General features: G+C 67.1%; 33 protein-coding genes. 17 read left to right on the forward strand and 16 right to left on the reverse strand.

Features of this window, described 5'->3' with window-relative positions; translation table 11 throughout:
* Positions 1-79: 79 nt before the first annotated feature.
* Entirely contained in the window at positions 80-838 is a 759-nt protein-coding gene (gene hisF, locus Rhe02_RS45735; RefSeq protein ID WP_203914838.1) for an imidazole glycerol phosphate synthase subunit HisF, read from the forward strand.
* On the opposite strand, the gene Rhe02_RS45740 is transcribed toward hisF, so the two are convergent.
* The gene (locus Rhe02_RS45740) at positions 810-1,595 is read right to left on the reverse strand and encodes a phosphotransferase family protein (protein WP_203914839.1); all 786 of its coding nucleotides are present in this window, start codon (positions 1,593-1,595) and stop codon (positions 810-812) included. The genes hisF and Rhe02_RS45740 overlap by 29 nt on opposite strands.
* Positions 1,596-1,617: 22 nt before the next feature.
* Here Rhe02_RS45740 and Rhe02_RS45745 point away from each other — a divergent pair, with 22 nt between their 5' ends.
* Positions 1,618-2,658 carry a saccharopine dehydrogenase family protein gene (locus tag Rhe02_RS45745; RefSeq protein WP_203914840.1) on the forward strand — a complete coding sequence of 347 codons (1,041 nt, stop codon included), beginning with the start codon at positions 1,618-1,620 and terminating at the stop codon, positions 2,656-2,658.
* A 3-nt stretch (positions 2,659-2,661) separates the two neighbouring features.
* Entirely contained in the window at positions 2,662-3,318 is a 657-nt protein-coding gene (locus Rhe02_RS45750; protein ID WP_203914841.1) for an MBL fold metallo-hydrolase, read from the forward strand.
* 3 nt (positions 3,319-3,321) lie between these two features.
* On the opposite strand, the gene Rhe02_RS45755 is transcribed toward Rhe02_RS45750, so the two are convergent.
* Genes Rhe02_RS45755 through Rhe02_RS45765 form a run of 3 tightly spaced genes read right to left on the reverse strand, consistent with a single transcriptional unit; the run spans position 3,322 to position 5,055 of the window.
* Positions 3,322-3,738 (reverse strand): type II toxin-antitoxin system VapC family toxin, encoded by a 417-nt coding sequence (locus Rhe02_RS45755; protein ID WP_203914842.1) that lies wholly within the window; start codon positions 3,736-3,738, stop codon positions 3,322-3,324.
* Between the two features lie 2 nt (positions 3,739-3,740).
* Positions 3,741-3,992 carry a type II toxin-antitoxin system Phd/YefM family antitoxin gene (locus Rhe02_RS45760; RefSeq protein WP_203914843.1) on the reverse strand — a complete coding sequence of 84 codons (252 nt, stop codon included), beginning with the start codon at positions 3,990-3,992 and terminating at the stop codon, positions 3,741-3,743.
* Positions 3,993-4,032: 40 nt separating this feature from the next.
* Positions 4,033-5,055 (reverse strand): hypothetical protein, encoded by a 1,023-nt coding sequence (locus Rhe02_RS45765; protein ID WP_203914844.1) that lies wholly within the window; start codon positions 5,053-5,055, stop codon positions 4,033-4,035.
* A gap of 74 nt (positions 5,056-5,129) precedes the next feature.
* Between Rhe02_RS45765 and Rhe02_RS45770 the strand changes: the two genes are divergently transcribed.
* Positions 5,130-5,753, forward strand: a complete 624-nt coding sequence (locus Rhe02_RS45770) for a hypothetical protein (RefSeq protein ID WP_203914845.1) — start codon at positions 5,130-5,132, stop codon at positions 5,751-5,753.
* On the opposite strand, the gene Rhe02_RS45775 is transcribed toward Rhe02_RS45770, so the two are convergent.
* Entirely contained in the window at positions 5,750-6,079 is a 330-nt protein-coding gene (locus tag Rhe02_RS45775) for an STAS domain-containing protein (RefSeq protein ID WP_203914846.1), read from the reverse strand. The genes Rhe02_RS45770 and Rhe02_RS45775 overlap by 4 nt on opposite strands.
* Positions 6,080-6,181: 102 nt before the next feature.
* On the opposite strand from Rhe02_RS45775, the gene Rhe02_RS45780 reads away from it, so the two are divergent.
* From Rhe02_RS45780 to Rhe02_RS45810, 7 genes are all read left to right on the forward strand, one after another.
* A complete protein-coding gene (locus tag Rhe02_RS45780; RefSeq protein ID WP_203914847.1) occupies positions 6,182-6,511 on the forward strand; it encodes a MerR family transcriptional regulator in 330 nt (109 codons plus the stop codon).
* 56 nt (positions 6,512-6,567) lie between these two features.
* The gene (locus Rhe02_RS45785) at positions 6,568-7,536 is read left to right on the forward strand and encodes a GNAT family N-acetyltransferase (RefSeq protein ID WP_203914848.1); all 969 of its coding nucleotides are present in this window, start codon (positions 6,568-6,570) and stop codon (positions 7,534-7,536) included.
* A 24-nt stretch (positions 7,537-7,560) separates the two neighbouring features.
* Positions 7,561-9,219 carry an NAD(P)/FAD-dependent oxidoreductase gene (locus Rhe02_RS45790; RefSeq protein ID WP_203914849.1) on the forward strand — a complete coding sequence of 553 codons (1,659 nt, stop codon included), beginning with the start codon at positions 7,561-7,563 and terminating at the stop codon, positions 9,217-9,219.
* Entirely contained in the window at positions 9,216-10,634 is a 1,419-nt protein-coding gene (locus Rhe02_RS50700) for an ATP-binding protein (RefSeq protein ID WP_203914850.1), read from the forward strand. The genes Rhe02_RS45790 and Rhe02_RS50700 overlap by 4 nt, the downstream gene beginning before the upstream one ends.
* An 81-nt stretch (positions 10,635-10,715) precedes the next feature.
* Positions 10,716-11,810, forward strand: a complete 1,095-nt coding sequence (locus tag Rhe02_RS45800; RefSeq protein ID WP_239124485.1) for a sensor histidine kinase — start codon at positions 10,716-10,718, stop codon at positions 11,808-11,810.
* Positions 11,807-12,463: a response regulator gene (locus tag Rhe02_RS45805; RefSeq protein ID WP_203914851.1), complete on the forward strand. Its 657-nt coding sequence runs from the start codon at positions 11,807-11,809 to the stop codon at positions 12,461-12,463. The genes Rhe02_RS45800 and Rhe02_RS45805 overlap by 4 nt, the downstream gene beginning before the upstream one ends.
* Before the next feature lie 79 nt (positions 12,464-12,542).
* A complete protein-coding gene (locus Rhe02_RS45810) occupies positions 12,543-13,061 on the forward strand; it encodes a hypothetical protein (RefSeq protein ID WP_203914852.1) in 519 nt (172 codons plus the stop codon).
* Here Rhe02_RS45810 and Rhe02_RS45815 read toward each other — a convergent pair.
* Positions 13,048-14,232, reverse strand: a complete 1,185-nt coding sequence (locus tag Rhe02_RS45815) for a serine hydrolase domain-containing protein (protein ID WP_203914853.1) — start codon at positions 14,230-14,232, stop codon at positions 13,048-13,050. The genes Rhe02_RS45810 and Rhe02_RS45815 overlap by 14 nt on opposite strands.
* A gap of 35 nt (positions 14,233-14,267) precedes the next feature.
* Between Rhe02_RS45815 and Rhe02_RS45820 the strand changes: the two genes are divergently transcribed.
* Complete coding sequence (locus Rhe02_RS45820) at positions 14,268-14,969, forward strand: DUF998 domain-containing protein (protein ID WP_203914854.1); 702 nt, start codon at positions 14,268-14,270, stop codon at positions 14,967-14,969.
* Here the strand turns inward: Rhe02_RS45820 and Rhe02_RS45825 are convergent.
* Positions 14,924-15,442: a pyridoxamine 5'-phosphate oxidase family protein gene (locus Rhe02_RS45825; protein ID WP_203914855.1), complete on the reverse strand. Its 519-nt coding sequence runs from the start codon at positions 15,440-15,442 to the stop codon at positions 14,924-14,926. The genes Rhe02_RS45820 and Rhe02_RS45825 overlap by 46 nt on opposite strands.
* Before the next feature lie 81 nt (positions 15,443-15,523).
* On the opposite strand from Rhe02_RS45825, the gene Rhe02_RS45830 reads away from it, so the two are divergent.
* Positions 15,524-15,757 (forward strand): DUF6158 family protein, encoded by a 234-nt coding sequence (locus Rhe02_RS45830; RefSeq protein WP_203914856.1) that lies wholly within the window; start codon positions 15,524-15,526, stop codon positions 15,755-15,757.
* On the opposite strand, the gene Rhe02_RS45835 is transcribed toward Rhe02_RS45830, so the two are convergent.
* Both Rhe02_RS45835 and Rhe02_RS45840 read right to left on the reverse strand, forming a co-directional pair.
* Positions 15,754-16,035: a hypothetical protein gene (locus tag Rhe02_RS45835; protein ID WP_203914857.1), complete on the reverse strand. Its 282-nt coding sequence runs from the start codon at positions 16,033-16,035 to the stop codon at positions 15,754-15,756. The two genes, Rhe02_RS45830 and Rhe02_RS45835, sit on opposite strands and share 4 nt — an antisense overlap.
* Before the next feature lie 9 nt (positions 16,036-16,044).
* The gene (locus Rhe02_RS45840) at positions 16,045-16,602 is read right to left on the reverse strand and encodes a TIGR03086 family metal-binding protein (protein ID WP_203914858.1); all 558 of its coding nucleotides are present in this window, start codon (positions 16,600-16,602) and stop codon (positions 16,045-16,047) included.
* 63 nt (positions 16,603-16,665) lie between these two features.
* Between Rhe02_RS45840 and Rhe02_RS45845 the strand changes: the two genes are divergently transcribed.
* The gene (locus tag Rhe02_RS45845; protein WP_239124486.1) at positions 16,666-17,442 is read left to right on the forward strand and encodes a helix-turn-helix domain-containing protein; all 777 of its coding nucleotides are present in this window, start codon (positions 16,666-16,668) and stop codon (positions 17,440-17,442) included.
* Here the strand turns inward: Rhe02_RS45845 and Rhe02_RS45850 are convergent.
* The 4 genes from Rhe02_RS45850 to Rhe02_RS45865 all read right to left on the reverse strand — a co-directional run bounded on the left by Rhe02_RS45850 (position 17,439) and on the right by Rhe02_RS45865 (position 20,087).
* Complete coding sequence (locus Rhe02_RS45850; protein WP_203914859.1) at positions 17,439-17,621, reverse strand: hypothetical protein; 183 nt, start codon at positions 17,619-17,621, stop codon at positions 17,439-17,441. The two genes, Rhe02_RS45845 and Rhe02_RS45850, sit on opposite strands and share 4 nt — an antisense overlap.
* Before the next feature lie 9 nt (positions 17,622-17,630).
* Positions 17,631-18,032: an OsmC family protein gene (locus Rhe02_RS45855; RefSeq protein WP_239124487.1), complete on the reverse strand. Its 402-nt coding sequence runs from the start codon at positions 18,030-18,032 to the stop codon at positions 17,631-17,633.
* 31 nt (positions 18,033-18,063) lie between these two features.
* Positions 18,064-18,837 carry a TrmH family RNA methyltransferase gene (locus Rhe02_RS45860; RefSeq protein ID WP_203914861.1) on the reverse strand — a complete coding sequence of 258 codons (774 nt, stop codon included), beginning with the start codon at positions 18,835-18,837 and terminating at the stop codon, positions 18,064-18,066.
* A gap of 146 nt (positions 18,838-18,983) precedes the next feature.
* Complete coding sequence (locus Rhe02_RS45865) at positions 18,984-20,087, reverse strand: AI-2E family transporter (protein ID WP_203914862.1); 1,104 nt, start codon at positions 20,085-20,087, stop codon at positions 18,984-18,986.
* Between the two features lie 40 nt (positions 20,088-20,127).
* On the opposite strand from Rhe02_RS45865, the gene Rhe02_RS45870 reads away from it, so the two are divergent.
* The gene (locus Rhe02_RS45870) at positions 20,128-20,844 is read left to right on the forward strand and encodes a tyrosine-protein phosphatase (protein ID WP_203914863.1); all 717 of its coding nucleotides are present in this window, start codon (positions 20,128-20,130) and stop codon (positions 20,842-20,844) included.
* Here the strand turns inward: Rhe02_RS45870 and Rhe02_RS45875 are convergent.
* Positions 20,821-21,669, reverse strand: coding sequence for an amidohydrolase family protein (locus Rhe02_RS45875; RefSeq protein WP_203914864.1), 849 nt, complete (start codon positions 21,667-21,669; stop codon positions 20,821-20,823). The two genes, Rhe02_RS45870 and Rhe02_RS45875, sit on opposite strands and share 24 nt — an antisense overlap.
* Positions 21,669-22,160 carry a glutathione peroxidase gene (locus Rhe02_RS45880; protein WP_203914865.1) on the reverse strand — a complete coding sequence of 164 codons (492 nt, stop codon included), beginning with the start codon at positions 22,158-22,160 and terminating at the stop codon, positions 21,669-21,671. Before Rhe02_RS45880 ends, Rhe02_RS45875 begins: the two co-directional genes overlap by 1 nt.
* On the opposite strand from Rhe02_RS45880, the gene Rhe02_RS45885 reads away from it, so the two are divergent.
* Entirely contained in the window at positions 22,159-22,857 is a 699-nt protein-coding gene (locus tag Rhe02_RS45885) for an AlkZ-related protein (protein WP_203914866.1), read from the forward strand. The genes Rhe02_RS45880 and Rhe02_RS45885 overlap by 2 nt on opposite strands.
* Here Rhe02_RS45885 and Rhe02_RS45890 read toward each other — a convergent pair.
* The gene (locus Rhe02_RS45890) at positions 22,838-24,379 is read right to left on the reverse strand and encodes a GNAT family N-acetyltransferase (RefSeq protein ID WP_203914867.1); all 1,542 of its coding nucleotides are present in this window, start codon (positions 24,377-24,379) and stop codon (positions 22,838-22,840) included. The genes Rhe02_RS45885 and Rhe02_RS45890 overlap by 20 nt on opposite strands.
* On the opposite strand from Rhe02_RS45890, the gene Rhe02_RS45895 reads away from it, so the two are divergent.
* Positions 24,378-25,457 (forward strand): epoxide hydrolase family protein, encoded by a 1,080-nt coding sequence (locus tag Rhe02_RS45895; RefSeq protein WP_203914868.1) that lies wholly within the window; start codon positions 24,378-24,380, stop codon positions 25,455-25,457. The genes Rhe02_RS45890 and Rhe02_RS45895 overlap by 2 nt on opposite strands.
* The last annotated feature ends 225 nt before the right edge of the window (positions 25,458-25,682 follow it).

Consider the following 25,682-nt stretch of genomic DNA (forward strand, 5'->3'; position numbering starts at 1 on the left):
CCCCCACGAACCGGCGCAAAGGAAATGCTGCGGGGCAGGGTGGGAGAGAGGCTGGGCCGGGCGAAGTAGGGTGGCGGGTATGGCGGTGGCGATCCGGGTTATCCCGTGTTTGGACGTTGACCACGGGCGTGTGGTCAAGGGGGTCAACTTCGAGAACCTGCGCGACGCCGGCGATCCCGTTGAGCTGGCGGCGGCGTATGACGCGGCGGGGGCCGATGAGGTGACCTTCCTGGATGTGTCGGCCAGTGTCGAGGGGCGCGGGACGATGCTCGAGGTGGTCCGCAGGACCGCGGAGACGGTGTTCATCCCGCTCACTGTCGGAGGCGGGGTGCGCTCAGTGTCCGATGTGGACGTTCTGCTGCGGGCCGGGGCCGACAAGGTGGGTGTGAACACGGCCGCCATCTATGATCCCTCGCTCATCGAGGACATTGCGAAACGATTCGGATCCCAGGTGATCGTGCTTTCGCTCGACGTGAGGCGCACCGTCCACGGCACCTTCGAGGTGACCACCCACGGCGGACGCAAGTCCGAGGGGCTGGAAGCGATCGGCTGGGCCAAACGCGTGGCCGAGCTGGGCGCGGGGGAGATTCTGCTCAACTCGATGGACGCCGACGGGACCAAAGCCGGTTTCGACCTGGAACTGATCGCGCGGGTGCGCGAGGTGGTCGACATCCCCATCATCGCTTCGGGCGGCGCGGGCAAAGCGGAGGACTTCCCGCCCGCCATCCACGCCGGGGCCGACGCGGTGCTGGCGGCGAGCGTGTTTCACTTCGGCGAGGTGACCATCGCCGAAGTGAAAAAGGCGCTGCTCAACGCTGGTCTTCCTGTACGAGTCTGAGGATCCGGCCAGCCAGGGCCGGGTTGCCGAGGGTGAGGTGTAACTCGGCACCGGCGAGCCGCCGCAGGAGAAGGTAGAAGTCGAGCAGCTCCCGGTCGGGGGCAGGTGGGCCATATCCGGCGAGCACCCCGGGCAGCAGCACCGGGTCGGAAACACCCATCACGGCCAGGTCCATCACGCCATCGCCGGGACAGAGCTCGCTGACATCGATCACTGCGACTATCTTGGCGTCGCGGACGAGGAAATGGTCGGGCCGGCCATCCATCAGCATCAGGTGCTGCCCGCGCGTGTCGAGTATGGGCCGCAGCTCCTCGAACCAGGCCCAGATCTCACGGGTGCGCTTCGGGCCCGGTTCCCACCACTGCAAGGCGTGGTTGAGCCAGCCTGCCATCCATTCGGTGAAGGTGGCATTGCCCTGGTAGGGCGGGCCTCCGCCCAGCTCGTTGACCCGGCGCAGCAGACGCCCGGCTTCCAGCTGAGCCGAATTCGGCGACGCCGAGGAGAGCCCTTCGCCTTCGATCCATTCCATCATCAGGTACCCGTTACCCGCGGCCAGAATCCGGGGAACCGGAACTCCGGCGGCGGCCAAACGGGCGTTCGCGGCTACTTCCCGGTCATGGAGCGGGGCTTTGACCACGACATCGATGGTGGTCGTCTCCACCTTGGCGACCAGGTGACCGGGCCTGTCGACAAGGATCGTCTGCTGGATCGGGTGCAGTCCGTTCTCCAGTACCCACGTATGGATTTTGTCGTTCACGATCTGAGGTTACGGTGCTTACATGGCAGAATGGATGATCTACGGGGCAAACGGCTACACCGGGGAACTAATCGCCCGTGAGGCGGTGGCCCGGGGGTTGCGGCCGATCCTGGCCGGGCGCTCGAACGCCAAGGTGGCCGCGCTGGCCGCGGAGCTGGATCTGCCATGCCGGGTGTTCGGTTTGGTCGACGACCCGGATCTCGATGGGGTGAGCCTGGTGCTGCACTGCGCCGGCCCGTTCTCGGCCACCGGGAAGCCGATGATCGAGGCCTGTCTGCGGGCGGGAGTCCACTATCTGGACATCACCGGCGAGATCGCGATCTTCGAGTACGCCCACGATCAGCACGACCGGGCTGTCGCCGCCAACGTCGTGCTGTGCCCGGGGGTCGGTTTCGACGTCATCCCCACCGACTGTGTGGCCGCAAGCCTCAAGCAGGCGCTGCCGGACGCCACCCACCTCGCCCTCGGCTTCGACTCGCGGACCAAGATGTCGCCCGGCACCACCAAGACCTCGGTCGAGTCACTCGGCCAGGGCGGCAAGATCCGGCGCGGCGGAAAGATCGTCACCATTCCGATGGGCAGCATGAGCCGGGAGATCGACTTCGGGAGCGGCGTCAAATGGGCGCCCGCGATCCCGTGGGGCGACGTGTCCACCGCCTTCCACACCACCGGCATCGGCAACATCGAGGTCTACGTGGCAACCTCGCCCAAGCAGAAACGCGGCCTCAAACTGGTCAATGTGCTTCGGCCGATCCTGCGCCTGACCGCGCTGCAGAACATGCTGAAGGGACGGGTGACCCGCACCGTGACCGGCCCGTCTGCCGAGTCGCGCGCCAAGACCCCGGTCTTCGTCTGGGGTGAGGTGCGCAACGACCGCGGCGACAAACGGGTGGCCCGCATCAAAACCGCCAACGGCTACGACCTCACCGTCACCGGCGCGCTGGCCGTCGTCGACCAAGTGCTGACACAGCGCCCGCCGGGCGGCTTCTACACGCCGTCGCGGCTGTGCGGCGCCGATCTGATCAGCAAGCTACCCGGTTCCGGCCCGTTGGTGGTGGAATAGGTTGTGAGTTACACCGGTTCGGTTACCCCGGGCGGCCCCGCCGCCGTGCGCTCCCTCGACGCCCTGACCATCACGAAGGTCTCCGTCGGCGGCAAATACTACAACAACGCCTACCTGTTGCGCTGCAACGAAACCGGAGCACAGCTCCTGATCGACGCGGCCAACGACGCCGACAAGCTGATCGACCTCATCGGCGGCAAACTCGACGCCGTCATCACCACCCACCAACACGGCGACCACTGGCAGGCCCTCGCCGAGGTCGTCGCCGCGACCGGCGCCACCACCTACGCCGGCCGCCTGGACGCCCCCGGGATCCCAGTCCGGACCGACACCCTGGTCGACGACAACGACACCATCCACTTCGGACAGATCACGCTGGAAGCGATCCACCTCGTCGGCCACACCCCGGGCAGCATCGCCCTGCTCTACCGCGACCCGGCCGGCCACCCGCACCTGTTCACCGGCGACTGCCTGTTCCCCGGCGGTGTCGGCAACACCCGCGGCGACGCAGCCAACTTCGCTTCGCTCATCGACGGCGTCCAAACCAAGCTGTTCGACCGCCTCCCCGACGACACCTGGTTCTATCCGGGCCACGGCAAAGACAGCACCCTAGGCGCAGAACGCCCCTCCCTCGACGAATGGCGAGCCCGCGGCTGGTGATGCCTAGCCGGGCTGGAACGGGTTGACCAGCCGGACTCCGGTGCGGGCGACGTCGGCGACATTTCTGGTGACCAGGGTGAGGCGATGAACGAGCGCTGTGGCCGCCATGAGGCCATCGACTACCGGCGGCGGCTTTGGTGGCACGTTGATTCGGCCCCATTGTTGCGCCACATCGGTTGTTATCGGCAGGATGCGGTCTTGGTAAGCGCTGATGAGCCCGCGCAGCCAACGCTCAAGCGATTCAGCCTGCTTGGGGTCGCGGGCGCTAACCCTCTCGATGCCTTGGCGGATCTCGCCGACCACAAGCGTGCTTATGTACGCCTGTGCGCGGATCTGACTTTGGTGCCAGGCAAGCACATTCGGGTCGGGCGCTGCTTTGCGCAATTCGGATACCACATTCGTGTCCACGAGAAACGCCATGTTCAGCCAGCTAGATCGATCTCACGCGGCAGATCATGGCTTCGCTCCACGGTGAAGGTGTCATCAGCGGCTGGGTCGGCACCTAAATACTCCATGAAGGTGGCTGGCTCGCCACGCAGGCGCCTGTACTCAGCCATGTCGATTACCACGGCGATCTCCTCGCCGTGCTTGGTGACAATCTGCGGCTCACCGGCTTCGGCTGCCCGAAGCACCTCGCTGAAGCGCTGCTTCGCCTCCTGAACCTGCCATCGCATCTGAGTACCCCCTCTGTCTAGACAGACTAGATTTTAGCAGCTACTCCAGGCGGAGGCTGTAGTTGATTGTTTTGGGGCTTATGCCCAGGTCGGCGTAGCCATCTTTGAGGGTGAGGACGGCGGCCAGGACGGGCGGAGTTTGTACCGCGACCTGGTTGGGGTTCTCGGGCGCTTTGAGACTCAACTCCACCTGGGTGGCGCCGTTGGTGGCCACGCCCTCGATCTCGCACGTGACGTGCAGGCCGTCCGTGGCTGTTGGGACGGCTGTGCAGGTCGGTGGCAGGTTTACCACCTCCGCATAGAGGGGCAGGGTCAGGCGCAGGCTGAAGGGGACCGTGGACGAGCCGAAGTTGCGCACGGTGGCGGTCAGAGCGCCGGTCCGCAGGCCGTCGGCGGGTGCGTGGAAGACGATGTCGGTGGTGGTGACGAAGAAGTCCGCGACCTTGGGGTTGCCGGTGAGGGTCGTCCCGTCGCTGCGGATGAGCTTGTGCCGGTTGGATCGGAAAGAGAGCCACTGCCGCGAAGATGCCGTGCTCGCCGTGCCGGGGTAGTCGCCAACCTGGACTTTCAGCTCGCCGTTCTCGGTTCCCACCAGATCAAAGATGTCGGCGACGGGATAGGTGGTCGTCACGACCTGTTGAAGGGCGCGGAATTGGCTATATCCGGTCGATTCCAGCACGATCACCTGGCGACGCGAGCCCTGGCTGCCGCACGAGATCAGGACCGCGGTCTCGGCGTTTCCATCTTTGTCGATGTCAACATAGGCGACACGATCGATGGTTTCATTCACCTTGCCGTAGACGGTGGTGGTCCCACCGGCGAAGGAGACGGTGCTCTGCGGGCAGGTCGTGTTCGCTCGCCAGTCCGGGAGGTCGATGGTGGCATTGCACAGCTCGTTGACCGAGATCCCTCCCCGCGGCGACAGCTGCGACGGGTTGGTGCAGTCCACCGCGAAGCTCCGGTTGGGCCATGGGTCGCCGGGCGGCTCGGTCCAGGTGAACACGAAGGCGGCGATAGCAGCCACGCCCATTGTCAAGGCAACGATGATCCTGCTGTTGGTCATGGCATTGCTCCAGGGATGGCCATCGGATGAGGATAATGCGGGCAGCGGATACCTGCTCACCGCGGTGCACCGACATGGACAAACGTAGGCTAGGGACCAATCGCTTCGGCGGGTACCTTGAGCGGGTGACCCTCCACATGATCTATGACGGTGCGCCGGTGGCTGACTCTCACGTGAGCCGGACGGGCGGCATTCCCTTGGTGACGGCCGACTTCGTGTGGCCGACGTGCGCGAAGTGCAAGGGGGCCATGCAGTTCATCGTGCAACTCCTGCCCGACGATGTGTCCGAATTGGAGAGATCGCTGCTGGTCTTCATGTGCCAGAACGATCCGGGCATGTGTGACGACTGGAACCCGAGGTCCGGGGCGAACAAGAGCTACCTGTTCCCGGTCGGCGAGCTGCGCGCGGCGCAGGTGCCGGCCGAGGGCGTGACGACGCTTTCAGCCGTGTCGGGGATGCGGCTGGAGGGCGAGGCGCCCGCGGACGCGCATGTCATCGGCAGGGTCGGCGGCAAGCCGGAGTGGATCCAGGCCGACGAGACGCCGGGCTGCCCGAAGTGCGGCGATTACATGGACTTCCTGGTGCAGCTGCAGCAGGGGCACGACCACACCACGGCCGTCAACTTCGGCGGCGACGGGCTCGGCTATGCGTTCGTGTGTAAGCCATGTCAGGAGGCGGCCTTCGTCTGGCAGTGCTAGCTCTCGCCGGAGAGCGCATGGTAGACGCCGGTGACCTTGAGGACGGTGAGCACGACGCCGTGGGCACCCGTCACGGTCAGCTTGATGCCTCGGTCGCCGAGATTGCGATGGGCATCCATCAGCAGCCTGATCCCGCTGGAGTCCATAAAGGACACTCCGGTTAGGTCGACAACCAGATCCTGGCCTGGATGCTGCGTTGCCACCTCTTGGAACCAGGTGGCCATCATGGATTCGACCTGCATGTCGATCTCGCCCGTGAGCTGGAGACAGACATGACCGTCCACCTCGAAGGTGGTGCGCGTAGCGCGTGGGCTGAGTCCAGTCATGGCGATATAGGTACCACATCTGACATAAAATCTATAGCGGCCGTGGTAGACATTACGTGCCAGGTTCTATAGACTTTCGGCTGTTACCGCTGAAAGGTCTGTATGAGTGCCAGGGAGCAAGACGCCACCGATCGATTCGACGACGATCACTATCCGGCCTACACCATGGGCCGCGCCGCCGAGATGATCGGTGTTACCCCGGCTTTCCTGCGCTCCGTAGAGCAAGCGCAACTCTTTGAGCCGTTGCGCTCCGACGGCGGTCACCGCCGCTACAGCCGTCACCAGCTGCGCCTCGCCGCCCGGGCCCGCGAGATCGCCGATCAGGGCACCCCGGTGGAAGCGGCCTGCCGCATCGTGGGCCTGGAAGACCAGCTGCAGCAGGCCCGCGAGCTCAACGAGGAATTCCAGCGGCGCTCGGACCAGGCCGGCTGAGCTGATCAGCAAAAATCCGGATGCCGGGAAGCGCAGGGGTGCGTATCTTTTCCCGCATGTCCCGCCTCGACGTACGGCCGTTCGCCGCCGACGACATCCCCAGCGCCGGCCGGCTACTGGCCCAGCGCCATCGGCGCCATCGGCTGGCGCAGCCGCTGCTGTCTGCCCGCTTTGAGGACGTCGAAGTGGCGGTCGAGGCGGTGAGGGCCGCGTTCGAGGCCGACGACGCCTCCGGGGCGGTGGCCTGGCGTGACGGCGAGATGGTGGGTTACCTGCTCGGAGCGCCCAAGCCGAGCCCGCTGTGGGGGCCAAATGTCTGGGTCGAGGCGGCCGGCCAAGCCGTCACCGAGGCCGACGTCATGCGCGATCTTTATGGGGTCGCCGCTACGCGGTGGGTGCCTGAGAGCGGGTTCAAGGCGCAGTACGTGATTGTGCCCGCGACAGATCAGGAGCTGGTGCGCGCCTGGTTCCGGCTCGGGTTCGGGCAGCAGCACGCGCACGGGATCCGCGGTCTGCCGACCGGGCCGCCATCGCCGACGAAGGTGGTCATCCGCCGGGCGGCCCGTGCCGACATCCCAACCCTCGCCCAGCTCGAAGTGGAGTTGCCCGCGCACCAAGGACTTGCGCCCACCTTCTCGGCCGGCAAGGTCCCCACGGTCGAGGAAAACATCGCCGAATGGGAAGAGGACTTCGACGATCCCAGCTACGCGACCTTCGTGGCCGAGCTCGACGGCGAGGTCGTCGGCTCAGCGGTGGGCTGCGCGCTTTCGAAGTCGAGCAGCCATGCCGGTCCGGCCAGCGTCGACAACGCGGGCTTCCTCGGCTTCGCCGCGGTGTTCCCGTCCGCCCGCGGCGCGGGGGCCGGGCGTGCGCTGGGGGAAGCCGTCCTAGCCTGGGCAGCGGAGTCCGGTTTCGACTGCGTCGTCACCGATTGGCGGGTCACCAACCTGCTGTCCTCCCGCGCTTGGCCAGCCCTCGGCTTCGAAGAAACCTTCCTCCGCCTACACCGCCTGGTGGGGTATTAAAGAGAACGCGCCATTATTAGAGCCGTGGCTAATCCGGCGATCCTGACTGTTGACGACGATCCGGCGGTTTCCCGGGCGGTGGCGCGGGACATGCGCCGCCGATACGGCGAGCGTTATCGGGTGGTGCGGGCCAGTTCGGGGTCGGAGGCGCTGGAGGCGTTGCGCGAGATCAAGCTGCGTGGCGAGCAGACCGCGCTGCTGGTGGCCGACTACCGGATGCCCCAGATGAACGGTATCCAGTTCCTGGAAGCGGCGATGGACCTGTTCCCGCGGGCTCGCCGCGTTCTGCTTACCGCCTATGCGGACACCGATGCCGCGATCAATGCCATCAACGTGGTTGACCTCGACCACTATTTGCTCAAGCCGTGGAACCCGCCCGAGGAAAACCTTTACCCCGTGGTGGATGCGCTGCTTGAAGCCTGGCTCACCGCGCCGGACGCGTCCACGTCGCAGGTTCGCGTGGTGGGCCACCGGTGGTCGGCGCCGTCCTACAAGGTGCGCGACTTCCTTGCCCGCAACCTGGTGCCGTACAGGTGGTTCCTGGCCGACGACGCCGAGGGCGCCCGGTTGCTCAGCGCCGCGGGCGTCACCGAGGCCGCGGTGCCGCTGGTCGTCACGGGTGAGGGCAAATCGCTTGTGCAGCCAAGCGAAGCGGAGCTGGCGGCCAGCGTCGGGCTTACGGTCACCCCGGCCGCCGATTTCTACGATCTCATCGTGGTGGGCGCAGGGCCGGCCGGGCTGGGCGCGGCGGTCTACGGCGCGTCGGAGGGTCTGCGCACGGTGCTGGTGGAGCGCCGGGCCACCGGCGGCCAGGCCGGGCAGAGCAGCCGCATCGAGAACTATCTGGGCTTCCCCGACGGGGTTTCCGGGTCGCAGCTGACCGAGCGCGCCCGGCGTCAGGCGCTGAAGTTCGGCGCGGAGCTGCTCAGCGCGCGGGAGGTGGTGGCGCTGGAGAACATCGGCTCGACGCGGGTGGTCCGCTTCGCCGACGGCAGCCGCATCGCCGCCCACAGCGTGGTGCTGGCCACCGGGGTTTCGTACCGGATGCTGGACGTGCCGGGCTGTGCCGACCTGACCGGACGCGGCGTTTTCTACGGGTCCGCCAGCACGGAGGCGATCAACTGTGCCGACGAGGAGGTCTACATCGTCGGCGGGGCCAACTCGGCCGGGCAGGCGGCAGTCCACTTTGCTCGCTTTGCCAAGCGGGTCAACATCCTGATCCGCAGCGCGGACCTGCGCCGGTCGATGTCGCAGTACCTGGTGGACCAGATCGAGGCGATCGAGAACATCGCCGTGCACCCGTTCACGGAGGTGTGCCGGGGTGAGGGCGCTGACCATCTGGAACGGCTCTGGCTGCGCGACGCGCAGACCGGAGACACCCGCGCGGTCGACACCTCTTGGCTTTTCATCTTCATCGGGGCGGAGCCGCGCACCGATTGGCTTGACGGTGTGGTGGTCCGGGACGCGCGCGGTTTCGTGCTGACCGGGCCGGATCTGCTCACGGCCGGCCAGCGCCCGCCGGGATGGAACCTGCCACGCGATCCGTTCCATCTGGAGTGCAGCGTTCCCGGGGTCTTCGCCGCGGGTGATGTACGGGCCGACTCGGTCAAGCGCGTCGCATCCGCGGTGGGCGAGGGAGCAATGGCGGTTTCGTTGGTACACAGGTATTTGGAGGCGCAGTGACACGCGATCGGCTGACTCCCGACGAGCTGAAGACGCTCTTCCTCTTCGAAGCGCTCGACGATCAGAAGCTGGAGTGGCTGGCCGAACACGGCCGGGTGGAAAGGCATCCGGCCGGGGTGGTCTACACCGAGGGCGAGGAAGCGACCTGCTTCTATGTTCTGTTGTCGGGAACGGTTTCGCTGGGCCGCCAGGTGCACGGGGACCTGGTGGAGGTCACCCGCACCGAGCAGCGGGGCGTGTACGCGGGCGCGATGCAGGCCTATCTCGGTAACCAGGTCGAGCAGCGCTACCCGGGCTCGCTGCGCGCCATCACCGACTGCGAGTTCTTCGTGCTGCCGGCCCCCGAGTTCGGCGAGCTCATGCGCAAGTGGTTCCCGATGGCGATGCACCTGCTCGAGGGGCTCTTCCTCGGCATGCGCAACCAGCAGACCATTGTCGGGGAAAGGGAAAGGTTGCTGGCGCTCGGCTCGCTGTCGGCCGGCCTGACCCACGAGCTGAATAATCCCGCTTCGGCCGCGGTGCGCGCTACTTCCGTGCTGCGCACCAGAATCGCGGGCATGCGGCACAAGCTGGCGATGATCGCCGACGGCCGGCTCGATGGGTCGCAGCTGCGCGTCCTGGTCGACCTGCAGGAGGATGCGGTCAAGCGGATCAGCTTGGCGCCCAACCTGACCCCGATGCAGACCAGCGACGCCGAGGACGCCCTGGGCGAGTGGCTGGAATCGCGGGACATCACCGGGGCGTGGGACATCGCGCCGACGCTCGTGGCCGGTGGGGTGGACGCGCCGTGGCTGGAACAGGTCGCGGCCACGGTGGGCGAGGAGTATGTGGAGGGGGCGGTCCGCTGGATCACCTACACGCTCGACACCGAGCTGCTGATGAACGAGATCGATGATTCGGTGAACCGCATCTCCACCCTGGTCTCCGCCGCCAAGCAGTACTCGCAGCTCGATCGCGCGCCACACCAGGTCGTCGATGTGCACGATCTGATCAAGGCCACCCTGGTCATGCTCAACGGGAAGATTCCCAAGGGAATCACCGTGGTGAAGGACTTCGATCGGAGCATCCCGCCGATTCCGGCCTACGCCGCCGAGCTGAACCAGGTCTGGACCAACCTGATCGACAACGCCGTCGCCGCCATGGGCGAGTCGGGGACGCTGACCATCCGCACCGGGCGGGTCGACGGGCAGATTTTCGTCGAGGTCGCCGACACCGGGACGGGGATAGAGCCGTCGATCCGGCCACGCATCTTCGAACCGTTCTTCACCACCAAACCCGTGGGCGAGGGCACCGGGCTGGGGCTGGACATCTCGTACCGGATCGTGGTCAACAAGCACCACGGAGACATCCGCGTCGACTCCAGTCCGGGTGACACCCGGTTCCGGGTGCTGCTGCCGATCGAGCCCGAGAGCTAGCCCGGCTACGTCCGGCGACGTAGTGGCGGGGCCGCCGCGGAGCCGATGGAAGCGCCGCCTTGGTGTGCCACGCTGGACGGCGTGCGGGGTAGGACGCTGGTCGTGGACGCGATGCTGGCCGGGGCGCTGGCTTTCATCGGTGTGCTCGGCACCTGGGGTGCGGGCCAGCGGCCCAGCGGGTTCAAGGCCGTCGACGGGGTAGCCATCGGGCTGGCCGTGGTGGCCGCGCTGAGCCTGTCTGTGCGCCGGCTGTGGCCGCTGGTCACCCTCACCGTCGTCACCTTGGCCACCTCGACCTATCTCGCGCTGGGCTACCCCTACGGCCCGATCCTGCTGTCGTTCCTGGTGGCCGTTTACACGGTGGCACGGCATCTGCCGCTGCGGCGGGCCGCTATCGCGAGCGGGGCTGCGCTGCTCGTGCTGCTGGTCCATCTGCTGATCTGGAGTGGGCCGGGTTTGATCGGTTTGATTCCGGGTTCGGCTTGGGTCGTGGTGCCTTTTGCGGTTGGTACCACGATGAAGCTCAATCGTGAAAACGCCGACCGGGCCCGGGCCGAGCTGGCCCGCAAATACGCCGACGAGGAGCGGTTGCGCGTGGCGCAGGAGGTGCACGACGTGGTCGGCCACGGCTTGTCGGCCATCAACATGCAGGCCGAGGTCGCGCTGCATCTGGCGGAACGCAAACCCGAGCAGGCGCAGGCGGCGCTGGTCGCGATCAGCCGCACCAGCCGGGAAGCCCTCGACGAGCTGCGGGTCACGCTGCGCCTGGTGCGCAGCGCCGGTGAGGCGCGGGCGCCGCTGCCCGGGCTGGCCCGTCTCGACGACCTCGTTCAGCGCATGTCCGAGACCGGGGTGCGGGTCCATCTGGAGGTGACCGGCGAGAAACGCGCCCTGCCCACGGCCATCGACCTCGCTGTCTACCGGGTGGTGCAGGAATCGCTGACCAACGTGCTGCGCCATGCCGGAACAGCGCCCGCGGTGGTGCGGCTAGGCTTCGAACCGGAGGTGGTGACAGTGGAGGTGGCCGATGCGGGCACCGAACGGCCGGCCCGTTTCGAGGAGGGCCACGGCCTGGCCGGAATGCGGGAAAGGGTCACCGCCCTGGGCGGCTCGGTGACGGCCGGGCCGGTGGCCGGTGGCGGTTTCCGGGTCCTTGCGCGGCTGCCGCTGACATGATCAGTGTATTGATCGTGGACGATCAGGATCTGATCCGGCTGGGCCTGCGCACCCTGATCGAGAGCGAAGAGGACCTGAGCGTGGCCGGCGAGGCTGCGGACGGGCTGGCCGCGGTCGAAGCGGCGCAACGGTTGCGGCCCGATGTGATCCTGATGGACGTGCGCATGCCCGGCATCGACGGCATCGAGGCCACCCGCCGCATCGTGGCGGACGCCGCGCTGATCGACACCCGCGTGATCGTGCTGACAACGTTCGAGCTGGACGAATACGTTCTCGATGCGTTGCGCTACGGTGCCAGCGGCTTCCTCATCAAGGACACCAAGCCGGCTGAAGTGTTGCGCGCCATACGTTTGGTGGCCGAGGGCGATGCGCTGCTGTCACCGTCGGTGACCCGCCGCGTGGTACGCGAGCTGGCGTCCCGCCCGCCCCGGGTGCTCAAGCCGCACAGCGAGATCTCGTCGCTCACCGACCGCGAGCGCGAGGTGGTGGGCCTGGTGGGGGAGGGCCTGAGCAACGAGGAGATCGCCTTGCGGCTCAATGTCAGCCCGGCCACCGCCCGCACCCACGTGAGCCGGGCGATGATCAAGCTGGGGGCCCGCGATCGCGCCCAGCTCGTGGTCTTCGCCTACCAGTCCGGCCTGGTGGATTTCTAAGCGCTACGTTCCGCTGCGTAGCTGGGCGTGCGTTCGCCATCCGACGACGGCCGGGCCCGGCGCGGGCAGCATCGGGGGCATGAGGAAGAGACTCACGCCGCGCTGGCGCAAGGCACTGCTCACGGTTCACATCGTCACTTCCGTTGGCTGGCTTGGCATCAGCGCCGTCCTGCTCACCCTCGGCGTGGCGGGGGCCCGCGGCGCCGACCCCGAGCTGGTCTATCCGGCGATGGGGTTGATAGGCACCGCGCTGCTGACCCCACTGGTGGTGGTGGCCTGGGTTTTCGGGCTGCTGTCGAGCCTGCTGACGCCGTGGGGCGTCTTCAAGCACTGGTGGGTGACGGTGAAGCTGGTCGCGACCACGATTTTGACCGTGCTCGTGCTTTTCGTGCTCGGGCCGACGCTGCGGCTGGCCGCGACGGGGGCGGCGCTTGGTCCTGAAGCGCGCGAACAGCTTTTGGCGGCCCCGATCGTGCAGACCGTCGCGCTGATCGTCATCACGGTGCTGTCCACCTACAAGCCTTGGGGACGGCTTTCCCGTAAGCCGGTGGTGCGCGGCAGCGCCGCCCGTCGCGAACTCGCCGTCACCCGGCGATGAACCTCGCATCGGTAATCTTGTCGCGCCATGGGTTGAAGGTGCCGGCCTGGGCTCGCGCGGTTGGCGTGTTGCCAAGCGCAGCGAGCAGGAAGGTGATCAAGGCGTCGTCGATCGGGTTGGGGCCGGCCGCGTAGAAGCTCATGTTCAACGCCAGGCTGACGCTCGTGGCGTTGTGCAGGGAGATGGTGAGATGCCCGATGACCCCGCCATCGTGACCCCAGGCGGGACCGTTGGGCAGGCCGGCCCAGTAGACACCCAATCCGTAGCCGCCGTCCTCCGGAAAGTCCGGATTCATGGGCACCGTGGTCTTCATCTCGTCGAGCAGATCGCGGCGCAACAAGCGGCCCGCGAACAGGGCACGGTAGAAGCGGTTCAGGTCCTGCGGAGTGGAGATCAGCTCACCGGCGGCCCATGCCCAGGACATGTTGTAGACCGAGAAGTCGCGCAGCGTGCCGTCGATCCATGGCACGTAGGCCTTGGCGTGCGGGCCGCGAATGTGCGGATCAGTGCCCGGGAAGTAGCTGTGCCGCAGCCCAAGCGGACGCAGGATGCGCCGCTCAACCTCGGTGGCGTAACGCTTTCCGGTCAGCCTCTCAATCAGCAGGCCGAGGATGATGTAACCGGTGTTGGTGTAGGACCAGGCGCCGCCGGGCGGGCCGGTCGGCGGCATGCTCAACCCCAGGGTGGCCAGCTCCATCGGGACGGCGGTGCGGTTGCCCATATTGATCAGATCGTCAGGGGTCTGCAGCAGCGCGTCGGTGTAGTTGCCTATCCCGCTGGTGTGGTTGAGCAGCATCCTGACCGTGACCGGCCCGGTGTTCAGCTGCGGCAGGTGGCGCGAGACGAGGTCGTCCAGGCGCAGCCGCCTTTCGCCGACCAGCTGCAGGACGACCGTGGCGACAAAGCTTTTGGTGATGCTGCCGACGCGGTGCTGAAACCACGGCTGGACCGGCTGTAGCGTCTCCACGTCGGCGAAGCCGGCGGCCAGCTCGCGTCGCCTGGGCGTGAGAACCTCGGCGAAAACGCCGGGCATGCCCGCTTCGTGGATCGCGTTGAGCAGCTCGTCGAGATTGTCGTCTTTGGTGGGAGGGGCCGCGGTGGCGACGGCCGGAACGGCCAGAGTCAGCGGCGGAGCTAGGACGAGTGCGTTTAGCAGAGTTCGTCTATGCATGGGTTCCAACGTAACCCCATGGCACCATAGGGGCTATGCAGCAAGTCTTTCGCGCCCAGCCGCTTGCCCTAGGCGGGCTTGCCGCCACAGCCGCGGGAACCGTGGCCATGACCGCGTTGCATCTGCTGCCGCCCTCGGATCGCATCGACCCTATCCGGCGCACCATCAGCGAATACGCTCTGCATGAGACGGCTTGGCTGTTCAACCTCGCCGTGCTCAGCCTTGCCCTGGGCGCGCTGGCTATCCTGCTCGCGCTGGCGCGGGCCAAAGTGGTGCGGCCGGCCTCGCTGGGCGGCGCCGGGCTCCTGGCATGGTCGGCGGGGCTGACCGCGGTGGTCTACTTCCCCAAACACAACTGGACGGTTGGCCCTTCGGCAAGCGGGGACATCCATCGGGTGGCGAGCCTGGCCGCCTTCATCGGCCTGCCGGTGGCCGCCATCGCCATCGCCTGGGCCTGGCGGCACGACAACCGCTGGCGGGTCTGCGCACTGTGGACGCTGACCTGCGCGGTGGCGGCACTGCTGCTTCTCGGGGTCATTCTTGGCGCCTTTGCCCTCCAGCCAGTCACCGGGGTGCGCTGGTGGCGCATCATTCCGCTGGGCGCGGTCGAACGGGGGCTGGGCATCGCCGAGGTGGCCACCGTCTTCGCCCTGGGCTGGTGGGCCTGGCTCACCCAGCGGACGGGGCGGTCTCACCCAGGCGGTGTAGAGGGAAATTCCGTGGCGTTGAAGGCGTAGCCGACCATCCACTTTGGACGGAGGCGGAAGAAGACGGGGTTTTCGCTCCAGTCCTTCGGCGACGACTTGTAGTGGTTGATGAAGTGGGCGTCGCACGCGTCGAACAGAGGATGCTCACGATCGATGCAATCGGCATAACCGTGGGTGAACACGGCGACCCGCTCGCCATCGGCGTAGGTGGCGCTGGCCGCCGGATTGGCCCTTAGCTGGCGTGCCTTGTGGGCGCGGGCATCGGTGCCGAACAGCCATTGGCCGTGCAGGAAGTGACCGTCGACGGCGCTGGTGCGCGGCTCGCCCGACGCCGTCACCGTGGCGACGATGAGCACCTTCATGCCGGTCAGCTCGGCTAGCACCTGACGTGCGGTCAGCCGCCGGTCTTCCTTGACGATCGCGGTCAGCTGCGGGCCGGCCCGCCCTGCTGAGCGGTCAAGCAGCTGTTGCAGTGCATCGATTTCCTCAGCGGTCTCGTGCATAGCGCAGACTATCCCACGCGGCCGCGACATTTTTGGGTTGAGCCGACCCGCATCGCGGGTAGTACGACGATGATGAAAGACATGCAGCAAGAAGCCGAGGGCATTCCGGCCAGCCAGTTGTCCGAAGATGATCTGTTTCGGGAGCTTTCCGAGATGTACCGCACCCGGTTCGACGCCCTGCGCCACGGCTCGGATCAGGCGCTGGCCACCCACACCCAACGCATGATGGAGCTGGAGAACGACTATCTGCGCCGCTTCCCGCAGCGCGACATCGACCCGGGCCGCATGCGCGAAGGCGCTCGCCAGCGCGGCTAATCCGCGCCGAGCTCGACGGCCACCAGGAGGAAGGTGGCCAGGCCGGCGATCGCCCCGACCATGGCGGCGATCAGCATCTCGGCGCCGAACCAGGCGGTGATGAAACTGCCCAGGCCGCCGGCCACACAGAACACGATCGTTGCCGCATAGGGCTTGGCGCGGGCGTAACCGAAGGCGGCCTTCGCCACGAACTTGACGAAGATCGCCACAAACACCAACAGGCCGATCAACATGAGCCCGCCGACAGCCCACAGAATGGTGGCGACCTGATCCGACATGGGGCGAGCCTACAGGTGACTCGCCAACGGGTCCCGTCCAGTGCGAGCGATCAGTTTCTCCATTGGTGATGCTTCGTCTGGTACGTGGCAAGGCTCGGAGAACATTTTCATCTGCCGTGCCTGGTCTCCCATCAGGTCGACGAAGGCGCCGAGCACCTCGATCGCGCCCGGGGCCGGGGTGAACTCCTGTCCGGTGGCCCTGGCCAGATCCCAGGCGTGCACGGTCAGGTCGAGCAGAGCCATCTGTGCCACGACCTCCTGCGGCAGGCCCATTCCGGTGGAGACACCCTCCATCGCGGACGGCTGCGCCCACGCGTCGACCAGGCGCGCTGTCTCCTCCTCGAACCTGTCCTGCCAATCGCCGTGCAGGTAGTCGGGGGTGCCGCTGAAGTCGGCCGGCCCCTTGGCCGCCAGGCTCTGGAAGTTGACCACGACCAGGAAAAGATGGTTCATCAGCTGTTCGACGGTGTACTCGGCGCACGGGGTGGGCAGGCGCAGGTCTTTGGCTTCGATACCTCTGACGACCGGTATGGCGGCGGCTGAGGCGGCCTTGAGCAACGTGTCCATGCCGCCACGCTAGATAGCCGAGGCGGTCCCCGGCTTGAAGAAACGCGACATAAGGTGGTGCGCGTGAGGCAGGTGCGCACGGACACGCGGGGGATCGTCGATCCCGGTGAGCTGATGCGCCGGGTGTCCTTTCGGCGGCTGGCCGCCGCCGAGCCGCTTCGCCGCTGGGTAGAACACTATTGGCTCATCGACTGGGAGCTGGCCGAGCCTTTCGAGCAGCACGTCGTGCCGCATCCGAGCGTGAACATCGTCTTTCAGCGCTATGCGCAGGAGCCGGAGCTGGTGGAGCTTTCCGGGATCGGCCTGGAGCTGTTCTCCCAAAAGCTGGAGGGCGCGGGTCGGGTGGCCGGGGTGCAGTTTCGCCCCGGGGGCTTCCGCCCCTTCCACGACGCGCCGGTGTCGACGCTGACCGGCCGCCGGATAGCCCTGCCCGCGCCGGAAGAACCGTTGCTGGACAACGACGATGACGCGCTGTGCGGGCAGCGGCTCGACGCCTACCTGTTCGGCCTGGATCCGCAACCCGATCCGCTGGCCGACGAGGCGATGCGCATGGTGGACGCGATCCGTGCCGACCGCGGCATCCGGCGCGTGGAAGACTTCGCCGCCGGCCAACGCCTTTCCACGCGCGGCTTACAGCGGCTGTTCGCCGAATATGTCGGTGTCAGTCCAAAATGGGTTATCCTGCGTTACCGCATTCACGAGGCGATCGAGCTCGCCAGCCCCGACGTGGACTGGGGACGCCTGGCCGCCGAGCTGGGCTACAGCGATCAGGCGCACCTCGTCCGCGACTTTTCGCACACGCTGGGCGTTTCCCCCACGGCCTACACACGCTCGGCTTAGCGCCCGCGCGGCTGGTTGCCCTTGTGCAAGCGCTGCACCTTGGTCTGGCCCACCGAGAGCTGGGTGCGGGTGGCCCTTTCCCGGGCGGCCATCGCCTGCTGACGGGAGCGCTCGGTCTCCTTCTCGTTTATCTCGGGCTCGTCATAGTGACCGGCCTCGTTGTTCTTTTTGTGTTTCATACCCCTTTTCTACACCGGCAGGACCAGCAAGGTCTCGGTATTCTCGCGCAGAGCCCGCCCCACCGTGCAGTGATTCTCGTGTACCCGATGAGCGACCGACTTGAATACCTCGGCCGCCTCATCGTCGTCCTCAGGCAGCTCGATCTCGTACGTTGAGGTGATCGACCCCAGCTTGGTGGGCTCGACCTTCTCGGCGGTGACGGTCACCTCGAGCTTGACGAGCCGATGGCCCCGCTTGGCCGTCAACGGCTCGATGGTGACCAGCTCGCAGCCGCCCAGCGCGATGAGCAACAGCTCGACCGGCGAGAACACACCGTCCTCTGTGGACGATCCGATCGCCACCCGCGCCCCGCGCTCGTTGGAGCCCACGTAGTCGCCGTCCAGCGTCCTTATCACGTTTACTTTCGCCATGATCGTCATCCTATCTCCGTACTGAATGTGTTCAATGTGGACGGTGCGACTTGCGCTGGCGGGCGGTCTCGTAGAGCGCGACAGTTCCGGCCGCGGCCGCGTTCAGCGAGCTGGCCCCGCCACCGATCGGGATGTAGGCCACCACATCGCAGGCCGCCCGCCAGGCCGCGCTCATCCCGTGCGTCTCGTTGCCCACCACCAGCGTGGTGGGGCCGGTCAGGTCCAGCTCGGCCAGCTCCACGGTGCCCTCCTCGTCGAGCCCGACGACGCGGCCCGGCAACCCCGAAGGGGTGCGGTCGGCTCTGATCACGGGCAGGGTGAAAAGCGACCCGGTGCTCGCCCTGACCGCTTTCGGGTCATAGATGTCGGCGGCGTGCCCCGTCACGATCATCCCGGATGCCCCGAACGCGTCCGCGGAGCGGATCAGCGTGCCCAGGTTGCCGGGGCTGGTCGGCCGGTCGAAGACCACCACCAGATCGCCGCCGACCCGGGCCAGATCGTCGGGCCGTTGCCCGACCACGGCGATCAGCTCGGTCTCCTTCTCCGCCAGCTCTTCGAGCAGCTCGTCGGCCATGGCCACCTGCAGCGTCTCCACCGCGCTCAACAGCTCCAGCGCCCACCGCGACAGGGCGCCGCCCGAGCGATGGATCAGAGCGTGAATCGGCCACCCCTCCCGCACCGCGAGCGTTATCGGGCGCACGCCCTGCACCAGGAACTCACCCGCACGGTGTCGCTTGCTCCGATTGGTCAGCAGAGCTTCCCACTGCTGAAACCGGGCATTACGGGTCGATATCGTCAACGCCACCCGCCCAGGCTAGCCCTCACCGCCGGCGACCCGGCGCGCCCCGCGCGGGTCGGCGGCGCAGCCGCCGGGCGCAACCACGCACGGGCCTTCGTCGCCGCACGGGAGTTCGCGGCGCGCCACCACGACGGCGCGGCGCAAAGAAAGGGCTAGGCAGCGGCCGGCGTTGCTGGTGACGGAGGTGGGGATTCGTCCTCGTCGGTGTCGGCGGCTTCCTCGTCGGTGTCCGGGGACGGATTGCGGATCTCGACGATGACGGCCTTGATGGCGGCGGCGATGGGGATCGCCATCAGGGCGCCGATGAGGCCGAGCAGGGTGGCCCCGAGCAAGCCGGCCAGCAACACCCCTACCGCGGGCAGGTTGACTGTGCGCTGCATGACGCGCGGGGCGATGATGTAGTTCTCCAGCTGCTGGTAGACGATGAACAGCAGGGCGACCAGCGCGGCCGAGGGCCACAGGCCGTTGGCGATGCCGGCCACGAGGACACAGACGATGGCGCCGATGCTCGCGCCGATGAGCGGGATGAAAGCGCAGATGAAGACAAACATTGCCAGCGGCAGCGCGAAGGGCACCTTCAGCACGGTGAGGCCGATGTAGGTGACGATGCTGGCGATGAAGGAGACCAGCAATCCGCCGATCATGTAGGAGCCGACCTTGTCGAACACGACGTCGACGACGTGCCGGGTGCGGTGGCGCAGAGCCCGGGGAGCGGCCTGCGGGATGACCCGGCGGATGCGCGGCAGATCGGCCATGAAGTAGATGGCCAGCACCAACACGAGCAGGGTGGAGGCCAGCACGCCGAGGAAGCGGCGGAAGAAGTTGACAGCGCTGGTGCCGATGCGGCCGGGCAGATCGTGGGCGAGTTTGGTCAGCTCCTCGTCGAGCCCGTAGCGGGTGCTCAGCTCGCGGAAGGTCTTCGATCGCTGGTCCAAATCAGACACGTAGCCGGGGAGGTCTTTGGAGATCTGGCTGGCCTCACTGATGAGCGGAGGCATGAGCAGAGCCATGACCGTGGCGACGAGCGCTATGGTCACCAGGATCATCAGGGTGACCGCATAGGGGCGCTTGATGCCGTGCCGCACAAGCCAGCGCACCGCCGGATCGAGGCTGACCGCGATGAAAAGCGCCACCAGCGCCAGAACCAGCATGTCGCGCACTGCCCAGAGGGAAAGCAGGGCAAGCAGGACGGCGACGACGCCGCACGCCCAGATAGCCGCCTTACGGAAAGTGGTGCCGTCACTCTCAGCCGCCATAGCATGAGAGTCTATGCGTTGGGCGCGATAAGTTAGCCTTATGCCTAGTCCTTTATCGTGGCCCGATTGCCGGAATGTGCGCGACCTCGGCGGGCTGCCGACCGCCTCGGGCGGCCGCATCCGCGAAGGGGCGCTGATCCGGGCCGACAGCCTCACCCGGCTCACCGAGGACGGGGTGGCGCAGGTCAAGGCCGCCGGGGTGCGGCGCATCGTCGACCTGCGCAACGTGGATGAGGCGACGGATCACCCTTTCGCCTCGGAGCTAGACCTCTATCGGCTGGCGCCGCTGATAGACCCGGCCCGCGAACCAGATAGGAACAAGTCGGCCGAGCGGAGCCTGGCCGACATCTACTGTTCCAGTCTGGAACGCAACACACGCTCCATTGTGGAGGGTGTCACCGCGATCGCGGACGCGCCCGACGGCACGGTCGTGGTGCACTGCGCGGTCGGCAAGGATCGCACCGGAATGATGGTGGCCCTTGTGCTCAGCGTGGCGGGAGTGCCCGACGAGGTGATCGCCGAGGACTACGCGCTGTCGACCGAGTGCCTGCGCGCCGACCACGAGGAGATTCTGGCCTCGATCACCGACGAGGCACTGCGGCGCAAGGCGGTGGAGCGGATGAGTTCCCGGCCAGAGACCATGACGACCCTGCTCAGCTTCGTGCGGCAACGCTGGGGCGGGGTGGCCGAATATCTGCAGGCGCACGGCATCACCGCCGACCAGCTGAGCCGGCTACACGCCCGGCTGGTCGAATAGCGCCGAAGCGTTGCCCCACAGCACCGCCCGCAGCCACTCGTCGCCGAGGTCGAGACGCGCCAACGCTTCGAGCTGATGGGCGTACTCATAGGGGATGTTGGGGAAGTCGCTGCCGAAATAGACCTTTCCGGCCAGCCCCAGCTCGGTCACCCGCGGCAGCAGCTCCCGCGGGTAGGGCGCGAAGCCCTCCACGAAATCGGTGAACGCCATCGTGGTGTCGAGCCCGACGTTGGGATAGCGCTCGGCGAGCGCGAGGAAGTCGGCGTACTCGGGCGTGCCCATGTGCGCCACGATCGCCCGTAGCCGAGGGTGCCGCGCGAGCACCTCGCCCAGCGGCCCGGGGCCGGTGTGCGAGCCAGGCAGCGGCCCGGACCCGGCATGGGCGATGATCGGCGTGCCGGCCTCGGCCAGCAGCCCCCACACCGGGTCGAGCAACTCGTCGCGCGGATCGAAGTCGCCCACCTGGACGTGCACCTTGAAGATGCGCACCCCGTCGGCAAGGCACCCGCGCACGTAGCCGAGCACACCCGGCTCCGGGTAGAACGTGGCCGAGGGCAGGCAGGCCGGGTGGGCGGCGGCGAAGCCGAGCGCCCAGGCATTCAGATCGATGGCCATGCCCGGCTGGTGGGCGTAGCTCAGCGCCGGGAAAGCGCGCACGCCGAAGCCCTCCAGCTGGGCCAGCCTTTCCGCGTCGGACCCGCGATAGGTGATGGGCCAGAACACCTTGTCGAAGTAGGCCCAGACCTTGTCCAGCATCCTTTGTGGATAGAAGTGCACATGCACATCGATGAGCCCGGGCAGCCCGAGGCTTCGCCACAACTCCATCAGCTGGGCAGCGCGGCCTTGACCGCCGAGGTGATCTCCTCCGAGTCCGGCTGGGTGCCCGGACGGAACCGGGCGATCACCTGACCGTCGGCGCCCACCAGAAACTTCTCGAAGTTCCACTGGATGTCACCGGCATCGCCGTCGGCATCGGGGGTGGCGGTGAGGGTCTGGTAGAGCGGATGCCGCTCGGGCCCGTTGACCTCGATCTTCTCGGTGAGGGGGAAGGTCACGCCGTAGTTGACCGCGCAGAACTCGGCGATCTCCTCGGACGTGCCCGGCTCCTGGCCGCCGAACTGGTTACACGGCACGCCCAGCACGGTGAAGCCCTGGCCGGCGTACTGCTCGTGGAGACGCTCAAGCCCGGTGTACTGAGGGGTCAAGCCGCACTTGGAGGCCACGTTGACCACCAGCGTCACCTTGCCGGACAGGCCGGCCAGATCGAGGGGCTTGCCGGCGAGGTCATTGATCGTGTGCTCATAGACTGACGACATGCCGCCAAATGTAACCGGCGCTGCGCGCGCGAAACTGTGGCTCCCGACACGCAAGCCGCGCACCCTGAAAGCGGCCGGCGCTTTTGTCGACAAAATGGGCTTTGCGCTGGCCTTTCCCGCCGACGATGTGCTCGCCCCGTCCCTGTACGAGGCGGTGGCCGGGCCCGACGCGGTCCCGTTCGCCGACGGCATGGGCGAGGCTGAGTCGCTGGTCTGGGAGTGGAAGGACGCGCTGCCCGAGGCGGGCCTGGCCTGGGCGGGCAAGCTGCTGGGCAAGCGGGCCTCGCTGGTGGCGCCCGACCTGCTGACTTTGCTCTATCCGGGCGATGGCGAGCCGGACGACCACCGCGCCTTCGACCTGATGCCCGAAGCCCACCGCATAGCCGATGCGCTGCTGGCCGGCGCGCTGCCCACCAGCGAGCTGCGCGAGATCGTGGGCAACAAGAGCCGCTATGACCGGGCCATGGTCGAGCTGCAGCGCCATCTGCTGGTCAGCTCGGCCGGGGTGCGCCAGCAGCGGGCCGGCTGGCCCGTGGTCATGATCGACCTCACCTGCCGCCTTTTCGACGTCGGTGGCCGCTTCGACCGGACGGCGGCCACGAAACGTTACCTGGCAACGGTCTTCGAGACCACGCCGCGGGACCTGGCGAAGGCCTTCGGGTGGCCGCTCGCCGAGGCTAAAGCGGCCCTGTCGTGACCCGGCGCAGAGTGGGGGGCAGCGCCCGCAGCGCGGGCCAGCTCCACTGGCCCATCAGGCTTACCTGAAGCCAGTTTCGGGTGCGCAGGTAACCGCTTTGGTAGGCCAGCAGGTAGCCCTCGGCCTCCATGCGCCGGCCCACCTCGGCGGCGTCGGACTCAAGCGCGATCGTGCATACCCCCGGCGCGGCGTGCTCCAGCGGTGCCACGACGTCAAAACCCAAGCGCCGTAAGCGATGGTGCAGCCAGGTCGAGGCGCTGGCCAGCCGTGCGTAGCGGTCGGGCCAATCCGTCACGGCCAGCGCCGCACGCAACGCCTGCACCAGGTTGGACGACTGGGTGAAGGCCACCCCGTCAGCGTCCACATAGGACCCAAGGTCGAGGTAGCGAGGCAGCCGCCCCGGGGAAGCGGTGGGTCGCCGCTGATAGAAAACCATTGACAGTCCCGGGTACGAGCCGAGCGCCTTCCCGCTGGCCCCGGTCGCCAGGTAGACCCCGCTCAGGTCCAGCGGCACCGTGCCGATGGAGCTGATGCAATCGAGCACCAGCCGCGTGCCGCTCTCATCGCACCGCTTGACCAGCGCGGGAAGGTCGGTCAGCGTCCCGGTTGAGGTCTCGCAATGGGTGGTCCACAGCCACTTTGCTTGGGGAAGGCCGTCGAAATCCTGAGCCGTCTTGAAAGTCAGCCCCATCCGGCCGGCGTGGTCGATGAGCCGTTCCCCGAACTCTCCCTGCGCCACAATGACTCCCGGCTCGTCGAGCCGGCTCAGCTGTGCGGCCACCACGTCGTTGGCGAGCGTGCCCGAACCCATCAGCAACTGGCAGCCCTGCGCGTGCACCAGCGCGGCCAGGTCGGCGTGCAGGGTTTCCAACGCGGCGAGGTACTCCGGCGACCGATGGTAGGCGGCCGGGCCGGCGAACGCGGCGGCCACCTCGGGCGCGACACTCACCGGACCGGGCAGGAAGTTCTCTATCTCGGTCGGCTTGCCGATGTCGGTCCACGCCCATCGGGCGACCGCGGCCGAGTCCAGGTACATGGGCTGGTACTGGGCTCCGGGCACGCCGGTCAACGGTCCAAACGGGACGAAGCCCAGCCGCCGGTACATGGCCAGGGCCCGGGTCGTTCCGGAGATGACCGCCAGATCGCAGCCCTGTTCGGCGAAATGCCGGGCGAGCAGCGTGATGAGCTGCGCGATGACGACGCTGTTGCGGTGCGACGGCTCGACCGCGAGCAGCCTTATCTCCACCGGCCGTCGTCCCTGAGGCAGATGCTTGTCGAGGTCGGCGAGCTTGCCGTCCAGTGAGAACGGCCGCGCCGACCTTCCGGCCAGCATGCCCACCAGGTGATCGCCGTCGTAGCAGACCGCGTAGGTGTTCTCGGCGTGGAAGCGATCGACCAGCCTGCCCTCATCGTTGGCCGCGTGCTGCGGGATCTCCTCGACGAAGGTGCGATAGTTCAGCCGGTGGATGGCCTCGAACTCTGTTTCGGTGTTGGCAATCCTGTATTCGAGGGTCCGTGGCATGCTGTTCATTATCATGGCCATTCAGCGCTTCTCAATCGATATTGGTGACGAGGTTCTGGCGGACCTGCGGTCGCGGATCCTGGCCACGCGCTGGCCCGACCAGGTGCCCTCCATCGGCTGGCAGCAGGGCACAGAACTCGTTTACCTGCAAGAATTCCTCGCCTACTGGGCCGACGGTTTCGACTGGGCCGCCGCAAGCGAGTCGCTCAACCAGCACGAACACTTCATGACCGACGACGGTGTCCATTTTGTCCACCGGCGCGGATCAGGCGGTCTCCCGCTGCTGCTGACTCACGGCTGGCCCAGCGCTTTCCTCGAATATCTCCCCCTCCTGCCACTGCTGCCCGACTTCGACGTAGTCATCCCGTCACTGCCTGGATACGGCTTCTCGCGCCGCCCCGCCCAAACCGGCGTCAACTACCGCTTCGTCGCGTCCCGCTGGCACAACCTGATGACCGAGCTGGGCTACTCCCGCTATGGAGCAGGCGGCGGCGACTTCGGCGCGGGCGTGGCCACCTTCCTCGCGATCGACCACCCCGACGCGGTCACCGGCATCCACCTCACCACCTTCGAGCTGTCGCCAACCGACGGCCCACAGTCCGAAGTGGAACGTGCCTACCTGGCCGTCAACGACTCCTGGGCTACAGCCGAACGCGGCTACAGCTCCATCCAGTCCACCAAGCCACAGACGGTCGGCTACGGCCTCAACGACTCCCCAGCCGGCCTCGCCGCCTGGCTGCTCGAAAAATGGAACTCCTGGACGGACACCACCCCATCCCGGGACTACCTTTGCACCCTGCTCACCCTCTACTGGGCCACCCAAACCATCACCCCCTCAATGCGCGACTACTGGGACAACCGCTGGAAAGCAGTCACCCCCACCTACGTAAGCACCCCAACCGCTTTCGCGCTCTTCCCACACGAAACCGTTCTAGAAGGCGAACCCCCACGCGAGTTCGCCGAGCGCCTTTACAACGTCCAGCGCTGGACAGTCTTCGACCGCGGCGGCCACTTCGCCCCCATCGAACACCCCAACCTGGTCGCCGCCGACCTGGCCGCTTTCTTCGCTTCCCGCTAGTTCCTTTTCCTTTGCGCCTTCCTTTGCGCCGCTTCGTTGTGGTCCCTCGCCGCAAGCTCCCGCGCGGCAACGCCACCTGCGTGCTTGGTCACGCCGGCGGCTGCACCCCCTTCTGTGGCTGCTGCTCCCGCTGGCTTGCCGCGGCGGCGCAGGGCGGCTGGTGCCGGGCTGGTGGGAACTGCTTTCGCCGCACCTTTGCTCTGCACCCATACACGCACATTGATC

Source organism: Rhizocola hellebori, assembly GCF_016862955.1.
Classification (GTDB): Bacteria; Actinomycetota; Actinomycetes; order Mycobacteriales; family Micromonosporaceae; genus Rhizocola; species Rhizocola hellebori.